Genomic DNA, 17,677 nt, shown 5'->3' with positions numbered 1-17,677 from the left:
GGTCTTCGGGAACGCAACGCGCCGGGTTGAAGCCGTTCCGCCGTCCTGCGTCAACGGTCGGGTTTCGCCGCACAGGTCCGGTGTGGTAGTCGAACGCCTCCGGCGCAGGGGCGCCGCGCGATCCGCGGCGTGGTCCGCGCGAACGGTAGCGAAGCCGCATGTCAGACACCCTGCCAGAGCCGCGCCCTCTCGCCGTGGAGGCCGCCCGCGAGGGCGCCCGCGTGGAGGGTCTCAAGATCACCCAGCGCCCGCGCCGCAACCGAAAATCGGAATGGTCGCGCCGGCTGGTCCGCGAGCATACCCTGACGGTCGACGATCTGATCTGGCCGATGTTCGTGATCGAGGGCGAGGGCCGGCGCGAGCCGATCGCCTCCATGCCCGGCGTCGAGCGGCTCTCGGTGGACGAGGTCGTCCGCGACGCGGAGCGCGCGGCGCGCCTCGGCATTCCGGCCATCTCGTTCTTCCCCTACACGGATGTGGCGCTGCGCGACCCGACCGGCTCGGAGGCGCTCAACGCCAACAATCTCGTCTGCCGGGCGGTGCGGGCCGTGAAGCGGGCCGTGCCCGAGGTCGGGATCATGACCGACGTGGCGCTCGATCCCTACACCAGCCACGGCCATGACGGCCTCATGAAGGACGGCGCGGTCCTCAACGACGAGACCGTCGCGGTCCTCGTCGAACAGAGCCTGATCCAGGCCGAGGCCGGCACCGACATCATCGCCCCCTCCGACATGATGGACGGGCGCGTGGGCGCGATCCGCGCCGGCCTCGACAAGGCAGGGTTCCTCGACGTGCAGATCATGGCCTACGCGGCCAAGTATGCCAGTGCGTTCTACGGGCCGTTCCGCGACGCGATCGGCACCAAGGCCGCCCTCGTAGGCGACAAGCGCACCTACCAGATGGATCCAGGCAACTCGTCCGAGGCCCTGCGCGAGGTCCGCCTCGACCTCGACGAGGGCGCCGATTCGGTGATGGTCAAGCCGGGCCTGCCCTATCTCGACATCATCCGCCGGGTCCGCGACGAGTTCCAGGTCCCGACCTTCGCCTACCAGGTGTCCGGCGAGTACGCGATGATCGAGGCGGCCGCCCGGAACGGCTGGCTCGACGGCGACCGCGCGATGGTCGAGGCGCTCCTCGCCTTCAAGCGGGCCGGAGCCGACGGCGTCCTCACCTACCATGCGCCGCGGGTCGCGGAGCGCCTGCGCAGCCATCCGTGACACGCGGGCACCGCTGGCTCCTCGGGGCCGCGGTCGTCGCCGGCTTTCTCGGCGGGCTCGCCGCCTGTCAGGACACCCTGCGCCGGGATCGCGTCGCCACCTGCCGGCGGGCGTTGCCGGCCGTGGCGCCGCAACCTGGGATCCGGCTCTTGCGAGCGGCGCCGGGACCGACGGCGAATTCGGTGCGGGTCGATTATTCCGACGGGACCCGGCCGCACTGGCTGACCTGCCGGTTCGATGCCGGGACGACCCTCGTGGCCCTCGCCACCGAGGGGACGACCCTGTCGGGGCCCGCGCTCTACATGCTGAGGCGATTCTATCTCGACACGCCGGACGCCGCGGCCGGCGACCCGGCCGGACGGTAAGGCAGTCCTGCAGCAGCGCGAAGCCGAGGCCGGGCAAACGCATCCTCTTGCGGCCTGAGCGGCGCGCACCCACCTTCTCGCCCGCAGCCTCGCTGGCAGGACGCGATATCATGCAGAACCCCCAACCCGGATACGCGCAGCGCTTCGACACGGCACCCGGCTATGCGGCGTCGCTGCCGGTTCCGTTCGTGCGGGCGAGTCTCGGCGGCCGGACGGTCGCCTATCTCCTCGATATCCTGTTCATCTTCGGCTTCACGGCCCTGCTGACTTTGCTGATCACCGTGATCGGCGTGGTCACGTTCGGCCTCGGCTGGACCCTGTTCGCGGTGCTGCCGGCGAGCGGCATCATCTATAGCGCGATCACGGTGGGCGGGTCGAAGCAGAGCACGATCGGCCAGCGGTTGATGGGCCTGCGCACCATCGCACCCGAGAGCGGCGCGCGGGTCGACGTGATCACGGCCGCGGTCCACGCGCTTTTGTTTTACGTGGCGATCTCGACCTTCCTGCTCTGGTGCGTCGACATCGCGTTCGGCCTGGTGCGGTCGGACCGGCGTCTCGGTCACGACCTGCTGCTCGGCCTCGCCGTCGTCCACGCCCGCTGAGCGTCGAACCCGGCGATGAAAATCTGACGGTGCGACCGGTCGGGCCATTGAGCCTCGGCCGGTCGCCTGTACATTGACATGCCGGCGCCGAGAGGACGAACCCGGCGCAGGGCCTGTGAGAAGCGTGACCAGCCATCCGCGCGACACACCGCAATTCTACCTCACGGCCCCCTCGCCGTGCCCGTACCTGCCGGGACAGGAGGAGCGGAAGGTCTTCACCCACTTGGTCGGGCGGCGCGCCCGCGACCTCAACGAGATCCTGACTCAGGGCGGCTTCCGTCGCTCGCAGACGATCGCCTACCGTCCCGCCTGCGAGACCTGCCGCGCCTGCATCTCGGTGCGTGTCGTTGTCGATGAATTCGTCCCGAGCGCCAGCCAGAGACGCATCCTGGCGCGGAGCGCCGACTGGATCGGCACGCCGGAGCCGAACCGGCCCGCCTCGGAGCAGTACGCCCTGTTCCGCCGCTACCTCGACGCCCGCCACGGCGACGGCGGCATGGTCGACATGACCGTGCTCGACTACGCCATGATGGTCGAGGACAGCCACGTCGACACGCATCTGGTGTCGTACCGGCGGCACGGGCCGGACACGGCGGTCACCGGCCGCGGCTCCGGGCCGCCGCTCGCCTTCTGCCTAACGGACGTCCTCTCCGACGGGCTGTCGATGGTGTACTCGTTCTACGATCCCGCCGAAGCCGCGCGCTCCCCCGGGACCTTCATGATCCTCGACCATATCCGCCGGGCCCAACGGCTCGGCCTGCCGTATCTCTATCTCGGCTATTGGGTCGAGGGGTCGCGGAAGATGGACTACAAGTCCCGTTTCCGCCCGCAGGAGCGCCTGATGGGCCAGGGCTGGGTGCGGATCGACTGATCCCGCTGCCGCCGACGGTCCACATCCGTTGCCGCCCCGTCATGGCCGATGCGCATTGAGCGGCCGGGCCGGCGCATGCTACCGGCCTCGCACGCAATACGGACCGTGCCGAGGCCCCCATGATCCCCCGCTACAGCCGCCCCGCGATGACGGCGATCTGGTCGCCCGAGAGCCGCTTCCGGATCTGGTTCGAGATCGAGGCCCACGCCACCACGGCGCTCGCCGAGATCGGCGTCGTCCCGAAGGAGGCGGCCGAGACGATCTGGGCCAAGGGTAAGGACGCGGTCTTCGACGTCGCCCGCATCGACGCGATCGAGGCGGTGACGAAGCACGATGTCATCGCCTTCCTCACCCATCTCGCCGAGATCGTCGGTCCGGAGGCGCGCTTCGTCCACCAGGGCATGACCTCGTCGGACGTGCTCGACACCTGCCTCAACGTCCAGTTGGTGCGCGCCGCCGACATCCTGATCGCCGACGTCGATTCGCTCCTCGCCGCCCTCAAGACCCGGGCCTTCGAGCACAAGCTGACCCCCACCATCGGCCGATCGCACGGCATCCATGCCGAGCCGGTCACCTTCGGGCTGAAGCTGGCCCAGGCCTATGCCGAGTTCGAGCGCAACCGCCGCCGCCTCGTCGCGGCCCGCGAGGAGGTCGCCACCTGCGCCATCTCCGGGGCGGTCGGCACCTTCGCCAACATCGACCCGCGGGTGGAGCAGTACGTTGCCGAGAAGATGGGCCTGACCGCCGAGCCGGTCTCCACCCAGGTGATCCCGCGCGACCGGCACGCGATGTTCTTTGCCACCCTCGGCGTCGTCGCCTCGTCCCTGGAGCGCCTGGCGATCGAGATCCGGCACCTGCAGCGCACCGAGGTTCTGGAGGCGGAAGAGTTCTTCTCCGAGGGGCAGAAGGGCTCCTCGGCCATGCCGCACAAGCGCAACCCGGTCCTCACCGAGAACATCACCGGCCTCGCCCGGATGGTGCGCGGCTACGTCACCCCGGCGCTGGAGAACGTCGCCCTCTGGCATGAGCGCGACATCTCGCACTCCTCCGTCGAGCGGATGATCGGCCCCGACGCCACCGTGACCCTCGACTTCGCTCTGGCCCGCATGACCGGGGTCATGGAGAAGCTGCTGGTCTACCCGGCCAACATGCAGAAGAACCTCGACCGGCTCGGCGGCCTGATCCACTCGCAGCGCGTGCTTCTCGCGCTCACCCAGGCCGGCGTGTCCCGCGAGGATTCCTACCGGCTGGTCCAGCGCAACGCGATGCCGGTCTGGCGCGGCGAGGGCGATTTCCTGGCCCTGCTCAAGGCGGACCCGGAGGTCGCCGCAGCGCTCGCGCCCGAACAGATCGAGGCGTGCTTCGATCTCGACTACCACTTCAAGCACGTGGACACGATTTTCGGGCGGGTGTTCGGCGACCGCTGAGCATCCCGCACGATTCCTGCTTGGGCCCGCGACGAACACAGGACAGCTCTCCGTGACCGCTCCCCGCATCGTCTACCTCAACGGCCAGTTCCTCCCCTACGAGGAGGCGCGCGTGCCGATCATGGATCGCGGCTTCCTGTTCGCGGACGGCATCTACGAGGTCTCGGCGATCATCGACGGCAAGCTCGTCGACAACGCCGCGCATCTCGCCCGCCTCGACCGTTCCCTCGGTGAGATCGGCATCCGCAATCCGCACGATGCGGCAAGCTGGGAGCGCCTGCAGACCGAACTCGTCGCCCGCAACGGCGTCACCGAGGGGCTGGTCTACATGCAGGTGACCCGGGGCGTGGCCGAGCGCGACTTCGCCTTCCCGAAGGCCGGCACCGAGCCCACCGTGATGATGTTCACGCAGGCCAAGACCGTGCTCGCCAACCCGCTTGTCGAGAGCGGCGCCCGGGTGATCACTGTCGAGGATCTGCGCTGGAAGCGGCGGGACATCAAATCGGTGGCCCTGCTGGCGCAGGTGCTCGCCAAGCAGCAGGCGGCCGAGGCCGGCGTCGCCGAGGCGTGGATGGTCGAGGATGGCGCGGTGACCGAAGGCTCGTCCTCGACCGCGTTCATCGTCAGCCGCGACCGCGTGCTCGTCACCCGGCCGCTCTCCACGGCGCTCCTGCCGGGCATCACTCGGGCGTCGGTCCTGCGCCTCGCCCAGGAGGCGGATCTGCGGATCGAGGAGCGGCTGATTCCGGTCGAGGAGGCCTACGCGGCACAGGAGGCCTTCTACACCAGCGCCTCGGCCTTCGTGATGCCGGTCATCGAGATCGACGGCCGCGCCATCGGCGAGGGGCGTCCGGGGCCGCTGACCCGGCGCCTGCGGGACCTGTACATCGAGGCCGCGCGTCGGGGCTGAAGCCCATCGGTTGCCCGGATACCGTCCACAGGTGGACCCTCCGGCCTTCCAGGCCCGCAGGAACGGATTCCGTCTCCGACTGTTCCTCCCCGAATTCGTATCCCGAACCGGGGAGGCTCTCATGCCGAAGAAGATCCTGATCGCCGCCTTCGCGGCGACCCTGGCGGCGGTGCCCGCCTATGCTCAGACACCCAGCCCGTCTCCGACGCCGCCCGAGCGCGTGCGCCCGAACGCGGATGCGCCGCCGCAGGATCAGTCGCTCAGCGACAAACTTCAGAAGAACGACGGGGTCATCAAGCCACCGGATTCCGGGACGACCGGGACCGTAGTGAAGCCCGATCAGTCCGGGACCATGCCGGTCATCAAGCCGCACGAACTCCCGGGCCGGACGCCCGGAACCGAGGCCAAGTAGTCGCGCCGGGCCTATCGCCGAACCGCAGAACGGGTCGCCCGTGCGGTGTCTTGCTTGATTTCGCTGGCTGGATCGCGGAAACGGCACACGACGTGCGCCGCCTGCACCCGTGGGCGGCGCCGTCCCGGTTTCCGTCGCGGGTAAGCAGGCAGGCATGGCCAACGTCGTCGTTGTGGGCGCCCAGTGGGGCGACGAAGGCAAGGGCAAGATCGTCGACTGGCTCTCCGAGCAGGCCGACATCGTCGTCCGGTTTCAGGGCGGGCATAATGCCGGCCATACGCTCGTCATCGACGGCGTCACCTACAAGCTGGCGCTGCTGCCGTCGGGCGTGGTCCGCGGCGGCAAGCTCTCGGTCATCGGCAACGGCGTCGTGGTCGATCCCTGGCATCTCGTGGACGAGATCGACCGGATCAAGGCCCAGGGTGTGGAGGTCTCCCCCGCGTCCCTGCGGATCGCCGACAACGCCACGCTGATCCTGCCGCTCCACCGGGAGCTGGATCATTTCCGCGAGACCGCCAATGCCGGCTTGAAGATCGGCACCACCAAGCGCGGTATCGGGCCGGCCTACGAGGACAAGGTCGGGCGCCGGGCGATCCGGGTCGTCGATCTTGCCGATCCCGACGCCTTGCCGGCCAAGATCGAGCGCGTGCTGACCCATCACAACGCCCTGCGGCGCGGCCTCGGGATCGACGAGGTCAATGCCGAGGCGCTGCTGTCGGAGCTGAAGGCCATTGCGCCGAAGATCCTGCCTTTCGCCGACACCGTCTGGGCGCTGCTCGACGAGGAGCGGCGGGCCGGTAAGCGCATCCTGTTCGAGGGCGCGCAGGGCGCGCTGCTCGACGTCGATCACGGCACCTATCCGTTCGTCACCTCCTCCAACATCGTGGCCGCGCAGGCGGCGACGGGCTCGGGCCTCGGCCCGGGTGCGATCGGCTACGTGCTGGGCATCGCCAAGGCCTACACGACCCGGGTCGGCGAGGGGCCGTTCCCAACCGAGCTGTTCGACGAGATCGGCGAGACCATCGGCAGCCGCGGCCGCGAGTTCGGCGTCAACACCGGGCGCAAGCGCCGCTGCGGCTGGTTCGACGCCGTGCTGGTGCGCCAGACGGTCCGGACCTCCGGCATTCACGGGATCGCGCTGACCAAGCTCGACATCCTCGACGGCTTCGAGGAGATCCGCGTCTGCACGGGCTACATGCTGGACGGGCAGCCGATCGACCATCTGCCGGCGAGCCAAGCCGCTCAGGCGCGGGTCGAACCGGTCTATGAGGTGATCCCGGGCTGGTCGGAGACGACCGCAGGCGCTCGATCCTGGGCGGACCTGCCGGCGCAGGCGATCAAGTATGTTCGCCGGATCGAGGAGTTGATCGGGGCGCCGGTCGCCCTGCTGTCCACCTCCCCCGAGCGGGACGACACGATCCTCATGCACAACCCGTTCGAGGACTGACGCGTCGCGCGCTATCCCGTTGACGACGCGTGATTCCGGCTGCGCTGCCTGTATCCAGTCCGCGCAGGCTTGATCTAGAACGGGCTGGCGGTCGGGCCTTCATTCTCGCGAATGATCCGCCGTATGCGGCGCAACCGGCGTGCGGGCACCGATCCGTGCGGCGGAATACGACAAACCGGCCGACGGCCGCGACCGGACCTGTCCGGCGGGAGCGGCCATCGGTCCCCGGCCTTCGACCGGCGTTGCCGGACGGCGGCCGAAGGGGCGGACCAGGGTATTATGGCCGATTACTATCCGCTTCTGGCGCGCGCGCTCGATGCGCTACCGGATCGAACGCCCGCTCTGCGCAAGGCGGTCTACGACCGTGCGCGCAACGCGCTCATCAGCCAGTTGCGCTCCCTCGACCCGCCGCTCTCCGAGGCGGACATCGATCTCGAGCGGCGCGCCCTCGACGCCGCGATCGAACGGCTCGAGGTCGACCATGGCGGTCTGCCGGCGCCGGCCAACGATGCGGTTCAGGCCACTCCGGGACAGGCGCCTGCACCGGTCGTCTCCGAGCCCATCGCGGTCGCGCCGGCGGTGCAGCCGGAGCCGGAGATCCCCGAACCGTCTCCCCCTGAGCCGAGCGTCGCGTCGAAGCCCGATCCGGTGCTTCCTGCCGCCAAGGCGCCGTTCGCAGTTCCGGGTCGGGATAGCGATCCCGCATCGGAGTCCGGACCGCGCGAGGCACCGATCCCGATCACCTCGAGGCGCCCGGGCGCCTCCGCCGCTGCTGCGCCCGAAGGGCTACCCCCTGAGGCGGCGGCTTCGGTTCGCCCATCGGTCGAGGAGCAGGACGCCGGCGAGGCCACCGCAGACGTCGGATCGGGCCGTCAGCGCCCGCGGATCGAGGTGGTGCCGCTCCGAGCCGGGCGCTCGCGCGTGCTGCGCAACGTCTTTGTCGGAAGCGTCCTTGCTGTCGTGATCGGCTTGATCGCCGTCGCGGCCTTCCTGCTGCGCGACCGCCCACAGAACCTGCCATCCAGCGGTGCGGAGATTGCGGATTCTCAGCAGTCCGAGGCCGAGTCCAAGTTCGGCGATCGGGTCGGCGGCGATGCGGCGCCGGTGTCGAAGACGCCCGCGCGCGCGGACGGTGCTGTTCCGTCTCGGACCAACGCGCCACCCGCCGAGGCGGGCGTCTCGGTCGCCCAGAGGGCTGAACTCGTCGAGGAAGGGGCCGGCGCAGAAAGCAGCCAGCCGACCGTCACGCAGGGGCGGGTGACGTGGCGCCTGGAGACGGTGAACGGGGAGCAGGGGCAGCCGGTTCAGAACGCGGTCGTCGCGACCGTGACCGTTCCGGAGGCCGGGCTGACGCTGGTGATGACCATCCAGCGCAACCTCGACACGACGTTGCCGGCCTCCCACACGGTGAGCCTTGCGTTCAGCCAGACCGGCAGCAGCGGCACCGCGCGGACGGTCCAGGATGTCGGATTGCTGCAAGCGAAGGATGAGCAGAGCGCCCGCGGTTCGCCAGTCTCGGGCCTGCCGGTCCGTGTCCGCGACAACCTGTTCCTGATCGGCCTGTCGTCGCTGCAGAACGACGTGGAGCGCAACACCGACCTGCTCCTGCATCGGAACTGGTTCGACATCGCGCTACGCTACACCTCCGGTCGCCGGGCGGTGCTGACCTTCGAGAAAGGGACCGCCGGCGCCCAGGTCATGCAGAGCGCCTTCGACGCCTGGCAGTGATGAACGGGATCGTCCCCGGCGCTCAGTTACGCCGGGGACCTGCTGTCAGCGGGCTTCAATGCCGGTCCGCGGCAGCTCGCGACTGGCAATGTTGCGCTTGACCGCTTCCTGCACCTTTTCGAAGGCCCGCACCTCGATCTGACGAACGCGTTCGCGGGAGACGCCGAACTCGCCCGAAAGATCTTCCAGCGTGATTGGATCCTCGGCGAGACGTCGCGCCTCGAAGATGCGCCGCTCGCGGGCATTGAGGACACCGAGGGCATCCTTCAGCGCGGAAAGGCGGTTCTGGCCCTCCTGTTCGCGCGCGAGCACGGTCTCCTGGCTCGGGCTGTTGTCCACGAGCCAGTCCTGCCACTCGCCTTCGCCCTCCTCGCGCAGGGGCGCGTTGAGTGACGTGTCACCGGACAGACGCCGGTTCATGTCGATCACGTCCTGCTCGGGCACGCCGAGGCGCGTGGCGATCTGCGACACCTGGTCGGGTTTCAGATCGCCCTCATCGAGGGCGGAGATCCGTCCCTTCGCCTTGCGGAGGTTGAAGAACAGCTTCTTCTGGTTGGCCGTCGTGCCCATCTTCACCAGAGACCACGACCGCAGGATGTATTCTTGGATCGCTGCCTTGATCCACCACATGGCATAGGTGGCGAGACGGAACCCCTTGTCGGGATCGAAGCGCTTGACCGCCTGCATCAGGCCGACATTGCCTTCCGACACGACCTCGCCGATCGGCAGGCCGTAGCCGCGATAGCCCATGGCGATCTTGGCGACGAGGCGCAGGTGCGACGTCACCAGGCGATGCGCCGCTTCGCGGTCACCGGCATCACGCCAGGCCTTGGCGAGGGTGAATTCCTCCGACGGCTCCAGCATCGGAAACTTGCGAATCTCGTCGAGGTAGCGCGAAAGGCCACCTTCGTTGGCGAGCACGGGAAGCGTACCGGCCATGGCTTTCTCCTGAACCTGTGTCCCCCTGCCGGGCGGACGCGACGGACAACAGTGCCGTCCACTCGGGCCGCTCTTGAGCCGACCCTGCCGGCCACCCATCTCATGCGGGTCGCCGGGGAGCCGGTCACGGTCGATGACACCCACGTCGCCAACAACGCGCCACCGGCGATTTTGATCGTACCATGTCACGATGTGACGCGGTACGGGGTGTTCTTTCGCACGCCGCAAGGGGCAGTTACAGGCGCGCCGGGTCGCCTGCGTCGGCCCGGAGTGCCTGGATCAGGGCCGTCATGTCGGTCGGCAGCGCACTCTCGAAGCGCAGCGTCTCACCCGTGCGCGGGTGACTGAAGCCGAGCAGTTCCGCGTGGAGCGCCTGCCGTCCCAGGGCCGTTAGAGCGGCACGCGCCTCCAGACTCAGGCGGGCCGCCTTGGTGCGGAAGGCACCTCCGTAGACCGTGTCCCCGAGCAGGGGATGTCCGCGATGGGCGAGATGCACGCGGATCTGATGCGTGCGACCCGTCTCCAGGCGACACCGCACGAGGGTAGCCTCGCGATAGGACTCGGCGACGGCGTAATGCGTGACCGCATGGCGGCCGCTGTCGTCGGAGACGACGGCGATCTTCTCCCGATGGAACCGGGACCGGGCAAGGTTGGCCCGGATCGTCCCCGCCCGCGGCTGGGGCAGGCCCCAGACCAATGCGGCGTAGGCGCGTTCCAGCGGCCCTGTCCGGCCGTGATCGGCGAATTGCGCGGTGAGGCCCTGATGCGCCGCGTCGTTCTTGGCGACGACGATCAGGCCGCTCGTGTCCTTGTCGAGGCGATGGACGATGCCGGGGCGGCGCACTCCGCCGATCCCGGACAGGCTGGCCCCGCAATGGGCGATGAGGGCGTTGACCAGCGTCCCGCTCTCGTGGCCCGGCGCCGGGTGGACCACCAGGCCAGCCGGCTTGTCGATGACGATCAGATCGTCATCCTCGTAGACGATCGGCAGGTCTGCGGCTTCGGCCACCGGCTCGGCCGGTGCCGGAGGCGGCACGGTGAGGATGATGGACGCGCCGGCGGCAACTTTGGCGGCCGGATCGCGCGCCGGGAGACCGTCCCGCTTCACATGGCCTGCGCGGATCAGGTCCTGCAATCGGGCCCGGGACAGATCCGGGAACAGCGTGACCAGCGCTCGATCGAGCCGCACGCCTCCCTCGGCCACGATCCCGGCTTTTTCGACGTCTCCGTTGTCCACCACGATCCTTGTCCGCGCCCGATCTGACCCGCCGAGGCGGATTTCCTGACGAAGGCTCTTGCTCCGCCGCCGGGTCGTGGCTATAGCACCCCCGCGCCGCCGGAAAGCTCCCATCGTCTAGCGGTCTAGGACGTCGCCCTCTCACGGCGAAAACAGGGGTTCGATTCCCCTTGGGAGCGCCACCGGTGCATTTTTCATAAATGTTGGCAGCATTTCACCCCATGGTGGGTGCCCGAGCCCGCAACTCCAGCGGGCCGCGCTGTCCTTCGGCGAAGCCTTTCCAAGCGCTGTCAGCAAGCCGTGCTCGCTGCGCCTCGCGCGTGTGGCCTCGCTCGGCGAGGGGGGCCGCGGTCGCCTGTTTAAGGCCTAGCGGCCGTGCCGACCTTTCACCGCTGAAAGACGCAGTTCGTCGTCAGGGATGTGCCGGAGATCCGGCGGGTCAGGCGGCTGGTCGCAGACCTGACGCGCGATCGCTCCATGTTGCAGGACGTGCGCAAGCGGGAGGGGTGAAGGCCCGCCGCTCGCCGCGCGATCGCTGGCTCCCTGCCGGTGGCCTGCGGCATCAGCAAGCGCGTGGCCGCATTAGCCAGCGGCTTCGGCCATTCGTCCCAGTGCGAGCGTAAGCGTTCGGGTCCACAGGCGGCGCTGCGCATGCGGCTGGGCGGTGCAAATGCTTCCGGGTGAACACTCCCGTGCCAGACCACCGTGGACCCCGCGGTGAATGGCTGTGCCGGGCTTTCGCTCGGTCGCAGCTTGAGCTTGATCCGGACGTGCTCGTCCGACCCGTCATCCCCGAATGAAAGCTCGAAAACGGAACCGTGCCCTGTCTGCACGGCACAGACGGTTCCGTTCCTCGCGCGTGATCCCCTGATCAGCGGCAGCGATGGCGCCGTCCATCCCGGCCGAGATAGGTCCCGGTCTGCGGATCGTAGGACCGGAAACGACGCGCGCAGTAGCGGTCATCACCGATGGTGCGATCCGAATCGACGTCGTCGTATCCATAGGTGACCGGCGCGTAGCCGCCGCCATATCCGACGTCATAGCCGTAGCCGTATCCCGGATAACCGTATCCGCCGTAGAGGCCTCCCACGGGCACTCCAAGGCCGAGCCCGCCGAGCCCATATCCGCGTCGTCCGTAGCCGTAGCCGTATCCGTAGGGACGTCGGTAGAAGCCTCGGTTCACGCCGTAATGCCGATGCAGGCCGTAACCGCGGTGGGCGCCGAGGTCATGGGCGAGCCCGCGATTGGGGAACCCGTGGCCGACGCCTGGCCTGCCGATATGAGGGTTGCCGAAGCCCCGGTTGGCAAACCCACCACCACCGGCCGCCGCGGCTCCGAAATTGTGATTGCCGAAGCCCTGGTTGACGAAGCCTCCGCCGCCCGCCGCAGCTCCGAAATTGTGGTTGCCGAAGCCCCGATTGGCGAAGCCGCCGCCACCCGCTGCAGCTCCGAAGTTGTGATTGCCGAAGCCCTGATTGCTGAAGCCGCCGCCACCGGCGGCTGCGGCCCCGAAGTTGTGGCTGCCGAAGCCTTGGTTGGCGAAACTGCCACCGGCCTGTGCCCGGGCACCGGTGGGTGCCGCCAAGAGGGCGCCGGCGAGGATTGCCGATGCAATCGCTGTGACCGTCTGGTTCATGGTCGCCACGCTCGCTGTGTTGAGTCTATCTGGATCAACGTCGCGCCAGCGGCGGCCAATCCCGCTTCCTTTTGTCCTGCGACCAGATCGCTGGTCGATCCGACCGATGATCGGGGGCGTGCGATTGTCCCGGCCCGGTTACCCTTCGCCACCTAAGCCCCGCAGGCTTGGCCGCGCCGGGCATTCTCTTGCGGTAAAGCGTTACAGCTCTGATCGCGGATCCGCGCGTTCTCGACACCTGAGCTTCGGGTCTGGAAAGACCCGCCCGGTTTACAGGCGCGGGCCTCTCACGTGCGTCGGCAATCTTCTCCCCAAGACCCGTTCCCTCAGTACCGGACGGTGCGGATACCGCCCCCACCGCCACCCACGACGCTCCGGATCACCTCCTTGGTCGACGGGCTGATCCCACCATCGCCACGCAGACGACGCCCATCCGCTCGTTCGAGGCGCGCGACATCGTCGGAGCATCGATCCAACGCATCCCTCACCTTCGACGCGAGGGGACCGCCGCGGTGTGCGCCGGCGCCGCTCATCTCGAACCGCAGGCAGGATGCCAGGTAGCCTTTCAGGTCGTCGAAGGCGGCGGCTTGCGCGCCCGTCGTCATGACGATGAAGAGCAGTGCGGATCGGGCGAGCATGGGGCAATCCGGGAAACAACAGTTGTCATAGACAACGTGCGAGCGGGCCATTGGTCGCTTCAAGGCTCACCCGGCGGAGGCTGGTGTGCGTCTGCGCTGCCGGTTCGGGACGCCCGTGCGCCCGAGGCTGGCGCCCCGTCGTAACCACCCCCTGCGATCCCAGCCCGGGCCGCGTTGCTGTCGGCTCACCGCTTGTGGGTTCAAGTATCCTGACCCAAGCAAGCCATCAGACGCGCACTTAATTCATGTGCCGGCGCCGAGCCTGAACCTCCTGCTGAGCGAGCTTGCGTCCGACCTCCAACAGCAGCGCATCGGCGCGTGCTTTCAGATTCGGATCCTGCAACTGCGCGAGAGACTGCTGCGCGGCCAGAAGGAGTTCGGCTGCTCGTTCTAAGGGTGGCATGCAGAGTGGGTGCAACTCACCGCCTGTCGCCGCTCTCGTGCCGGTGCGCGACCGCGTCAGATCGATGATGATGCCCCGTCCCCGGATCGGACGCCCCGATGCGTCGCGAACGGTGTAGCCACGGTCGAGAACCCATCGCGTAACACCGTCAGCCGAAAGCACCCTGTACTCGGCAACGAAAGGGGTGTCTTCGTCGATGCTGCGGCGGATCAAGGCGTGGACATGCTCCTGATCATCCGGATGCATGCCGTCCACAAACGCCGATAGCGGAACGCCTGTGGCTGCGGCGTCCGGATCGACGTTGAACATCAATGCCACGAACGTGTCTGCACGCACCGAGTCCGAGACGATGTCCCAGTCCCAGGTGCCGGCCACCTCGACGGCGTCCAACGCCTGCTGCAATGCAGTGGGGCGAGTCTGGATGTCAACGAGCTTGAGCTTCGGCACCGAGACGCTCACGATTGCTGCGGGACCAACCTTCAGTTGCGAATGTATAAAAGCACTCACTCCGGCTTCAAGCGATATCGAGAACAATATCAACCGGAGCGTGTAATTGGTGCCGGATACGGCACGGATTGTGGTAAGAAGCGGCCGAAGTGGCGTTTTTCGCGCCAGCGCGGAGCGAGCGATGGGACAGAAGATGCCGCTTCAAGCGAAGGCCGGGTCGGATGGTTCCTGGGAAAATCGCAGCGACAGCCGCTCCGCAGCCTCGGCCGGCGATGACGCAAGGCGTCTCGTGACCCGCATTGCGGGGGCGCTTCAGGTTCAACCGGACGTCCTTTACGCTCCCGACGCAGCCAATGTGCGAACTCACAGCACTGCGGATGGCGTCGACCTTGATCAGCAGTGCGAGGCGCTGCTGCACGCCTACAGGCGTATCCGAGATCCCGAGGAACGCCTTCGGTTCCTGCTGCTCGTCCAGGATGCGGCTGAGGAGACCGAGGCTCTGATCGGACGCTCTTCCGCCTCGTGAGCAGACCCGCGCGGGGCCGAGCGGCCGGTTTTTGCGCATGAATAGGTTGAACTGACGGCACGCGCCGAGAGATGCGAGGCGTGTCCCGGTCTCGAGACCGGACCACTCAGATACAAGCCTCGCGCAATGGTCGCCCTAGGTGTCCGGTGTGGGGAAGGCGACAGGAAGGATGAGGACGAGAGGCCGCGTAACCTATCTCGACGCATCGCTAGAACGTATTGCGGACTGTCATGCGATTTGCGTCCGCAGTATAGAGCCGATTAATCTCATCTCCGTGGTCGCAAAACCGTTTTTTGGCGTAAAATCAATGACTTTGTAGTCGTATGAATATCGATTGCCTGCGGTGATGGGTTTCGTGGCGACCATAATGTCTTGGCGGTCGTATTGGAGGATTCCAGGACGTGCCGGATGCATGGCAGCGCTGTTTCAGAGAATACAGTGCCGCACCTCTGTCGCCCGGTCATTCGGGATTATAGATCGGCTTTCAAAGTTTTGCGCTAGGCTCATATCGATCATGTAGGCGCCACAGGCTTCAGCAGCCTTTCGGATACTCCGATGACCTGCATGACGGATCGATTCATCGGGTAACAGGAGGACGGCGGCAGCTTTGTTGGACTCGGCGTGTCCGTTGTTGGGCGTCGTGAGGAGCCAAGAGTTCCCTCCGAGCCCCCCATCAGGCCAACGCCAGCTGCCCTACGATCCGTCGGCCGCTGTCGCGCGCCAGCTTTGGTCGGAAGGCCTCGAACTCAGTCAGAGACGCCCGCATCAGCAACGGATCAACCGCCTCGGAAAAGCGATGATCGCGATCATCCGGATCGAGGAACCCGGGCTGACCCAGCAAGGGGCTCACCAGGCCGCCGTCCAAGGAAGGCGTCGTTCGAGGTATCCGATTGACTGGCCGATCCGAGCCAGCCGCGCCGCGTCTTCAAACGGCATCACGGAATTTGCGGCGCTGGAGAAGGCGATCCGGTTATCGCTGCCTTGTTCCGAATGGGCGGGCGACCATGGACGTCGGGCTCCGCGGCGGCTCCGTTACCAGAACCAGATGAGGCGGCCGGATACCGCGTAGATGACGAACCAGAGCCCGACAGCCAGAGCAATGGACGCGACGACGAGAGCCGGATGAGGCTTCTTGCGGGTGCGAGAGGACGCGACGGGAGCGATCTGGTCCATGGGGATGGCGTGTTCGGGCCTCGTACCGATCGCATGCATCGAGGTTCCTCGGGCGGAAGACGGAATGTCCGGTGGATGCGGTCAGCGACAAAGGCGCCTTACCAGCAAAACCAAACCCCCGCGTCCTCATCAAAAGATGGATTGACGCCGCGGTGGCCGGTGTCGGATTGCGCACGGCGCAAGCATCCGCGATCACCGCCGGGTCTTCCGTCTGCGATTGGCGGGAATATCGGGGACGTTCCGGAACGACGGTGGCGGAGTTTGGCCCCGCATTCCCTGCGCAGGCTCAGCCTTATGCCGCCGCGCCGGCCATTGCGCAGCGCGCCGCCCGGGCCAGTCGGTCCCCTGTCGGCGGATCGTCGGGCGGCCTCCTGTCGCTTGTTGCACTCCTCGAATTATCGCCACGCCTCGCGAACAGGCGTCCGCACGACCGTCGAGCGACGTCATTGCATGTGGCATTGCATGCGGCACGGCTGTTCTGGAACGTTGACCTTTCCCGCGGCCCAAGGTCCCGGCTTCGGAAGAATAAGCGAGGTCCGACGCGTCGCTGGGCAAGGGCAGCGCGCCCCGATCACGCTTCTCCGAGATCCCGCAGGAGTCTGTCGCGCGCGCGGCTGACGCGGCTCTTCACCGTGCCTGCGGGGCACCCGATCACCGCGGCGGCGGCCTCGTAGGGGAGGCCGTCGATGGCGACGAGGAGGAGCGCTTCGCGATAGGCCGGCTCGAGGCGGTCGATGGCGGCCTGAACCTCCTTCAGTCCGAGGGCGTGATCCTGTGCGGCCGGTTCGGAAACGGTGGCAGCGTGGAGGCCGTCAGGATCCGCGATCTCGAGGCGCCTCTTGCGCCGCCCGTTGATGAAGCCGTTGCGCAGGATCGTGAATAACCAAGCGACCAATCGGGTGCCGGGCTCGTATCGCTCGCGATGCTCCCAGGCCTTGAGCAGCGTGAACTGTACGAGATCATCCGCTTCGGCTCCATCGAAGGTCAGCGACAGGGCGTACCGCCTCAGACGCGGCACCAGCGCGATCAGGTCGTCCTTGAATGCATCGGGAACCTGCCCGCCGGCTTCGGCTGCATCGAGGGCCGCGGACAATCGATCCAGCACGGCGGCGAGCCGCGAGCCGACATCAACCGCCACGACCTCTGAGTAGTATTGCCGCAGCCGATGACCGAGCTGCGCATGGACATACGAGATGACGGGATCGGACGCGTCGGCCAGATCCCGCTTTTCGTCGGCGGGCTGCACGGGAAGCTCTCGTGTCGATAGGATGGAAACATTGTCGCAGCGGACGACACGTCCGGCGGAAGGGCGCGGACTTATCTCTGGTCGATAACGACAGCGTCAATGATGCAGGTATACCAGTGTAAAACGCGGGCGCAGTGGAACCTGCTTGTGCGCAACCCGTTTGTGCCCGGCTGCCGGAGGGGCGGCGAGCGCGGCATGGGGTGCGAGAGCGGTGACGGCGGGCGTCGACAGGCATGAACTCCGGCAGATCATCGCCGGCCTGAGCGAGGGCGTGATCCTGGTCGAGCCCGACCAGACCATCGCGTACGCCAACGCCGCCGCCCTGGCGATGCACGGCGCCGAGAGCCTCGACGAGCTCGGGCCGACCGTGGACGCGTACCGGGACCGGTTCTGCCTGCGCTACCGCAACAACGTCGCGCCCAACCAGTATCCGATCGAGCGCGTCGTCGCCGG

Annotated in this window: 18 protein-coding genes, 1 tRNA gene and 1 pseudogene; 13 read left to right on the top strand and 7 right to left on the bottom strand. The window is 67.5% G+C overall.

Features of this window, described 5'->3' with window-relative positions; all coding sequences use genetic code 11:
- The first annotated feature begins 158 nt into the window (after positions 1-158).
- The 9 genes from hemB (at position 159) to GGQ91_RS00055 (ending at position 8,979) form a co-directional block, all read left to right on the top strand.
- A complete protein-coding gene (hemB, locus tag GGQ91_RS00095; RefSeq protein WP_043350254.1) occupies positions 159-1,217 on the top strand; it encodes a porphobilinogen synthase in 1,059 nt (352 codons plus the stop codon).
- A complete protein-coding gene (locus tag GGQ91_RS00090) occupies positions 1,214-1,582 on the top strand; it encodes a hypothetical protein (RefSeq protein WP_075381448.1) in 369 nt (122 codons plus the stop codon). The genes hemB and GGQ91_RS00090 overlap by 4 nt, the downstream gene beginning before the upstream one ends.
- A 110-nt stretch (positions 1,583-1,692) precedes the next feature.
- Positions 1,693-2,184, top strand: coding sequence for an RDD family protein (locus tag GGQ91_RS00085; protein WP_075381449.1), 492 nt, complete (start codon positions 1,693-1,695; stop codon positions 2,182-2,184).
- Positions 2,185-2,308: 124 nt separating this feature from the next.
- Positions 2,309-3,055: an arginyltransferase gene (locus tag GGQ91_RS00080; protein WP_043350247.1), complete on the top strand. Its 747-nt coding sequence runs from the start codon at positions 2,309-2,311 to the stop codon at positions 3,053-3,055.
- A 119-nt stretch (positions 3,056-3,174) separates the two neighbouring features.
- The gene (gene purB / locus GGQ91_RS00075) at positions 3,175-4,482 is read left to right on the top strand and encodes an adenylosuccinate lyase (RefSeq protein ID WP_043381613.1); all 1,308 of its coding nucleotides are present in this window, start codon (positions 3,175-3,177) and stop codon (positions 4,480-4,482) included.
- A gap of 52 nt (positions 4,483-4,534) precedes the next feature.
- Complete coding sequence (locus GGQ91_RS00070) at positions 4,535-5,392, top strand: D-amino-acid transaminase (protein WP_043381611.1); 858 nt, start codon at positions 4,535-4,537, stop codon at positions 5,390-5,392.
- 121 nt (positions 5,393-5,513) lie between these two features.
- On the top strand, positions 5,514-5,804 hold the full coding sequence (locus GGQ91_RS00065; RefSeq protein ID WP_043350288.1) for a hypothetical protein: 291 nt from the start codon (positions 5,514-5,516) through the stop codon (positions 5,802-5,804).
- Between the two features lie 154 nt (positions 5,805-5,958).
- Positions 5,959-7,251, top strand: a complete 1,293-nt coding sequence (locus GGQ91_RS00060) for an adenylosuccinate synthase (protein ID WP_043350287.1) — start codon at positions 5,959-5,961, stop codon at positions 7,249-7,251.
- Between the two features lie 279 nt (positions 7,252-7,530).
- A complete protein-coding gene (locus tag GGQ91_RS00055) occupies positions 7,531-8,979 on the top strand; it encodes a histidine kinase (protein WP_182591114.1) in 1,449 nt (482 codons plus the stop codon).
- Positions 8,980-9,024: 45 nt separating this feature from the next.
- Here the strand turns inward: GGQ91_RS00055 and rpoH are convergent, their stop codons facing one another.
- Positions 9,025-9,918 carry an RNA polymerase sigma factor RpoH gene (gene rpoH, locus GGQ91_RS00050; protein ID WP_043350239.1) on the bottom strand — a complete coding sequence of 298 codons (894 nt, stop codon included), beginning with the start codon at positions 9,916-9,918 and terminating at the stop codon, positions 9,025-9,027.
- A gap of 235 nt (positions 9,919-10,153) precedes the next feature.
- Positions 10,154-11,158 carry an RluA family pseudouridine synthase gene (locus tag GGQ91_RS00045; RefSeq protein WP_182591113.1) on the bottom strand — a complete coding sequence of 335 codons (1,005 nt, stop codon included), beginning with the start codon at positions 11,156-11,158 and terminating at the stop codon, positions 10,154-10,156.
- A 103-nt stretch (positions 11,159-11,261) separates the two neighbouring features.
- Here GGQ91_RS00045 and GGQ91_RS00040 point away from each other — a divergent pair.
- A tRNA-Glu gene (locus GGQ91_RS00040) sits at positions 11,262-11,337 on the top strand.
- A 196-nt stretch (positions 11,338-11,533) separates the two neighbouring features.
- A pseudogene (locus GGQ91_RS27980) lies at positions 11,534-11,815 on the top strand (IS3 family transposase); the annotation flags it as partial.
- A 211-nt stretch (positions 11,816-12,026) separates the two neighbouring features.
- Here GGQ91_RS27980 and GGQ91_RS00035 read toward each other — a convergent pair.
- The 3 genes from GGQ91_RS00035 to GGQ91_RS00025 form a co-directional block, all read right to left on the bottom strand.
- Positions 12,027-12,791: a BA14K family protein gene (locus GGQ91_RS00035; protein ID WP_182591112.1), complete on the bottom strand. Its 765-nt coding sequence runs from the start codon at positions 12,789-12,791 to the stop codon at positions 12,027-12,029.
- A gap of 326 nt (positions 12,792-13,117) precedes the next feature.
- Positions 13,118-13,429, bottom strand: coding sequence for a hypothetical protein (locus tag GGQ91_RS00030; protein WP_043350233.1), 312 nt, complete (start codon positions 13,427-13,429; stop codon positions 13,118-13,120).
- A 238-nt stretch (positions 13,430-13,667) separates the two neighbouring features.
- A complete protein-coding gene (locus GGQ91_RS00025) occupies positions 13,668-14,279 on the bottom strand; it encodes a PAS domain-containing protein (RefSeq protein ID WP_053610213.1) in 612 nt (203 codons plus the stop codon).
- A 181-nt stretch (positions 14,280-14,460) separates the two neighbouring features.
- Between GGQ91_RS00025 and GGQ91_RS00020 the strand changes: the two genes are divergently transcribed.
- The gene (locus GGQ91_RS00020; RefSeq protein WP_182591111.1) at positions 14,461-14,805 is read left to right on the top strand and encodes a hypothetical protein; all 345 of its coding nucleotides are present in this window, start codon (positions 14,461-14,463) and stop codon (positions 14,803-14,805) included.
- Positions 14,806-15,478: 673 nt separating this feature from the next.
- Here GGQ91_RS00020 and GGQ91_RS00015 read toward each other — a convergent pair.
- Complete coding sequence (locus GGQ91_RS00015) at positions 15,479-15,670, bottom strand: hypothetical protein (protein WP_182591110.1); 192 nt, start codon at positions 15,668-15,670, stop codon at positions 15,479-15,481.
- 879 nt (positions 15,671-16,549) lie between these two features.
- Positions 16,550-17,224: a sigma-70 family RNA polymerase sigma factor gene (locus tag GGQ91_RS00010; RefSeq protein ID WP_111473182.1), complete on the bottom strand. Its 675-nt coding sequence runs from the start codon at positions 17,222-17,224 to the stop codon at positions 16,550-16,552.
- A gap of 211 nt (positions 17,225-17,435) precedes the next feature.
- Here GGQ91_RS00010 and GGQ91_RS00005 point away from each other — a divergent pair.
- The coding region (locus GGQ91_RS00005; protein WP_182591109.1) for a PAS domain-containing protein at positions 17,436-17,677 on the top strand (242 nt) is incomplete at its 3' end.

The sequence above is a fragment of the Methylobacterium fujisawaense genome (assembly GCF_014138435.1).
Classification (GTDB): Bacteria; Pseudomonadota; Alphaproteobacteria; order Rhizobiales; family Beijerinckiaceae; genus Methylobacterium; species Methylobacterium fujisawaense.
The sequence above is the reverse complement of the archived record's forward strand: the minus strand, read 5'-3'. Positions and strand labels throughout refer to the sequence as shown.